Source organism: Oleiphilus sp. HI0128 (genome assembly GCF_001635365.1).
Genome location: NZ_LWGG01000852.1, coordinates 1 through 3,394, shown reverse-complemented (window position 1 = coordinate 3,394; position 3,394 = coordinate 1). Strand labels below are relative to the sequence as shown.

Here is a 3,394-nt window from a genome sequence, read left to right as displayed (position 1 = left end):
GATAACAATCGTGCAGAAAGAGCAATCAAACCCTTCGTGATAGGGCGAAAAAACTGGTTATTCTCAAACACCACTAGTGGTGCCCATGCCAGCAGTGTACTTTACAGTATTGTTGAAACGGCAAAGGCAAATGACCTTGTGCCATTCGATTATCTTCATTATCTATTGAAAGCACTTAGTAAAAGAGATCAGCAAGCAGAAATGGAAGATCTGCTGCCATGGAATGTCATACTAAATCATTAGATTCTTGGATATGTGCGCTTCGCCTTACGTTTACGAAGTATCTTCAGGCCAGTGTGCTTGTGTTTCAGGTTTCTTAGGAGGGCCGTTTAGCTCTACAAGCATACGACGCTCTTTTACACCTAAGTTTTTAAGTATTTCGACACAGCTTTCATTAAAGGGTGTTGGGCCGCATATGTAAAACATCTTTGAGCTTAAGTTGCTCAGTGAAGATGAAACAAGCTCTTCAGTAACACGTCCGCCGATGCCTTGATAACTTTCACTTGGCCTTGAGATTAATTCTGTAAGTTTTATATTGTGATTCTGTTTGGCACAGGAGCGAATTTCCTTTGCGAATATTACATCCTCCTCGAAACTATTGCTGTAGATAATATGCATGGTATGAGGGAGATCTTTAGCGATGATATGTTTGATCATACTACGTGCAGGTGCAATCCCGGATCCGCCAGCGAAGAATACTAGATCATTACCATGGAATAGTGGATTATGATGAAAGCTTCCCATTGGGCCGGTGCTAGTAAGCTCTTGACCAGGCTTCAGATCATCAACTAAATAATGGCTAACGAAACCGCTATGAGCCTTTTTAACGGTCAGGTCATAATAGTCTCGTTCAGTGGGAGAGGAAGACATCGCATAAGGTCTGGCAGTTGGCGAACCATTTATCTCAACAAAAACGTTAATATACTGACCTGCTTGAAAAGGGGGAAGGTAACCATCAAGTGCTTTGACACGAATAGTATTCGTGGATGGCGTATCAGTAAAAATATCGGTAACAAGTAAACGAAGGCGTTTAGGATGTAGACTGTCGATAGTCTTTTGCGTAGCACCTTTCTCTTCGCTAAAGTCGCTTCCACTAAGCTCTATCTCGGTTTTCTTTTTTACGGCTTCAACGTAGCCAACGACACCATCTAATACGTTTTGTTCTGCGCTGCGATTTTTATGCATGTTGAGCCTCCGTTTGTGACTTTTTAATTTTACGCAATATACTTTTTGCCGTTGATTCACCGGCCATATAGGTCGGTTGAAAACCTCCTTGCGCTGTCCAACTTCCTGCGGAATACAAACCTTCAATACCACTCAATTGGTCGCGTAATAAGAGAGAATCCTGAATATGTTGTTTAAAGCCATAAATAGCGCCGTCAGGTGAGTTCAAATAACGCATCATAGTTAAAGGAGTCGCTACCTCAGCAACTTCAATATACTGGCTGAGATTTGGGTAAGCCTTTTCAACATGATCAATGAGCTTTTGTGCGTAGTCATACTTTGCTTCAGCATAATCTTCAGGGCTAAGTGCTTGCCATGCTTCGCCGTATTGAAGTGCTACAAGAGTTATGACGCTTTTTCCCTTGGGGGCCAAATCTTCGTCAATGAAGTTGTAGCAGGTGACCATTCCCCATTTCGGTGCGGTCATTTTATATAGTTCTGTTTCGTCAATATCCTGGTTGTCACCATCAATTACGAAGGTAGCGGCAGATGTAATACCGATATCCTCTGGCTTACAATCTAAACCTAAATACAAGCAAACAGCAGAAACACCTTTGCGTCTAGATTTAAAATCTTGTTGGATCTGAATAGGTGGCTTTTCAAGATCGAGGAGTTCATTGAAGGTGATCAGTGGGCTGGCGTTCGAAACAACATAATTACAGCTTACGGTTTGGCCATCTTCGAGTGTAATAGCATGAACCTTATTATCAGCGGTATGTATTTTCTTCGCACCACAACTAAACTTTACGCACCCTCCGGCTTCAACAAACGAATCGATAATTGCGCTAGAAACACTCTGAGATCCACCCTTAAAGTGCCAAGGTTTGAAGGTACAATAGGCGAAAAGCATTCCAATAAATTCTGCAAACACTAATTCATTGGTTGGGATACCGACATAACTCCAATAGGGAGTGATCGTATTGATCAGTTCTTTATTGCTGAAGAATTCATTCAATACTTCATCGGTAGTTCTTAAACCGTAGGCAGCAAAGTGTTTACATTGAGACTCTAATAGCTTTTCGTCATTACTACGCCTAACCTGTTGCAAGGCCATGTAATACTCCATAGCAACCTTGCTTCCTAGATCAAAGAAGCGGGTGATAGCATCACTGTCATCAGGAAAATTTTGTTTTAGAACTTTTTGAATGCCTGACCAACTCGCGGGAAGTGTAATATCTTGTTTCCCTGGGACAATTAATCGATATAGCTCCTCTTCCTGAACCAGTTCAACTTTATCGAGTACATCCAAATCCTTGAACATTTTTCTCATAAGGAAAGGTCTGTCTTCTGTCCCAACGCCACTTAACTGATGCAAAGCGACTTCAAATTCGAAATCTCCGCGGACGAAAGATGTACCGCATCCACCCGGAACATTATGGCGCTCAACAAGTAAGGTGTTACATCCATTCTTTTGCAGTGTCGCGGCAGCGGTTAGTCCGCCATTTCCTGCGCCAATCACTACTGCATCATAGTGTTTCATTGTTTTAAGTTCTCCACGTTTATATAAAATGCCAAGAAAATACTAGTACTAACAAAGTATCTAAACTTTACAGTGTAAGTGTACTTTACCCAGCAATATTTACATTGTAAAGTTTAGGGGTCGTAAATTGTATGTTTTATTTGCAAAGGCGCATTCAAAATCATGCTAGAAATCTAGGTTTAGAGCGAATTATGATAGTATTTATCTTATTCGAAGTAACATCTAAACATCGTTCAAGAGAGGGTTTGATGGCAAAGTCATTACAAGAGCAACTATTAGGTGCTGGCCTGGTAGATAAGAAAAAAGCAAAAAATATTCAAAAAGAGAAACGTGTTCAACGTAAGCAAACTCCAAAAGGCCAAGCAGTACAAAACGAAGCCGAAGCGCGAATAGCTCAGCAGAAAAAAGAAAAAGCTGAAAGAGACAAAGCACTGAATCAGGCGAAGCTGGAAGAGCAGAATCGAAAAGCAATTAAGGCTCAGGTAAAACAATTAATTGAAATGAACACCGTACCTAGTGAAGGTGACGATATTGGATTTCAATTTGCTGTCGATAAAAAGATCAAAAAGGTCTATATATCAGAACAGCAACAAACTCATTTATTGAAAGGCAGGTTAGCAATAGCCAATTTAGATGAAAGTTTTATCTTAATACCAGCAACAGCGGCCACTAAAATAATAGAGAGAGATG

The 3,394-nt window shown here is 40.7% G+C and carries 4 protein-coding genes; 2 read left to right on the top strand and 2 right to left on the bottom strand.

All coding sequences use genetic code 11. The features are described from left to right. The coding region (locus tag A3763_RS13215) for a transposase domain-containing protein (protein WP_156495084.1) at positions 1-243 on the top strand (243 nt) is incomplete at its 5' end. Positions 244-273: 30 nt separating this feature from the next. On the opposite strand, the gene A3763_RS13210 is transcribed toward A3763_RS13215, so the two are convergent. Next, positions 274-1,185 (bottom strand): ferredoxin reductase, encoded by a 912-nt coding sequence (locus A3763_RS13210; RefSeq protein WP_068633421.1) that lies wholly within the window; start codon positions 1,183-1,185, stop codon positions 274-276. Next, a complete protein-coding gene (locus A3763_RS13205) occupies positions 1,178-2,704 on the bottom strand; it encodes an NAD(P)/FAD-dependent oxidoreductase (RefSeq protein ID WP_068553026.1) in 1,527 nt (508 codons plus the stop codon). Before A3763_RS13205 ends, A3763_RS13210 begins: the two co-directional genes overlap by 8 nt. Before the next feature lie 248 nt (positions 2,705-2,952). Between A3763_RS13205 and A3763_RS13200 the strand changes: the two genes are divergently transcribed. Continuing rightward, positions 2,953-3,394: DUF2058 domain-containing protein (locus tag A3763_RS13200; protein WP_197482902.1), on the top strand; the 442-nt coding region annotated here is incomplete at its 3' end.

What these genes read in the sequence shown, in the direction of transcription:
- A3763_RS13210 (WP_068633421.1), bottom strand. Translation starts at nt 1,185, where the DNA reads ATGCATAAAAATCGCAGCGCAGAACAAAACGTATTAGATGGTGTCGTT.
- A3763_RS13205 (WP_068553026.1), bottom strand. Translation starts at nt 2,704, where the DNA reads ATGAAACACTATGATGCAGTAGTGATTGGCGCAGGAAATGGCGGACTA.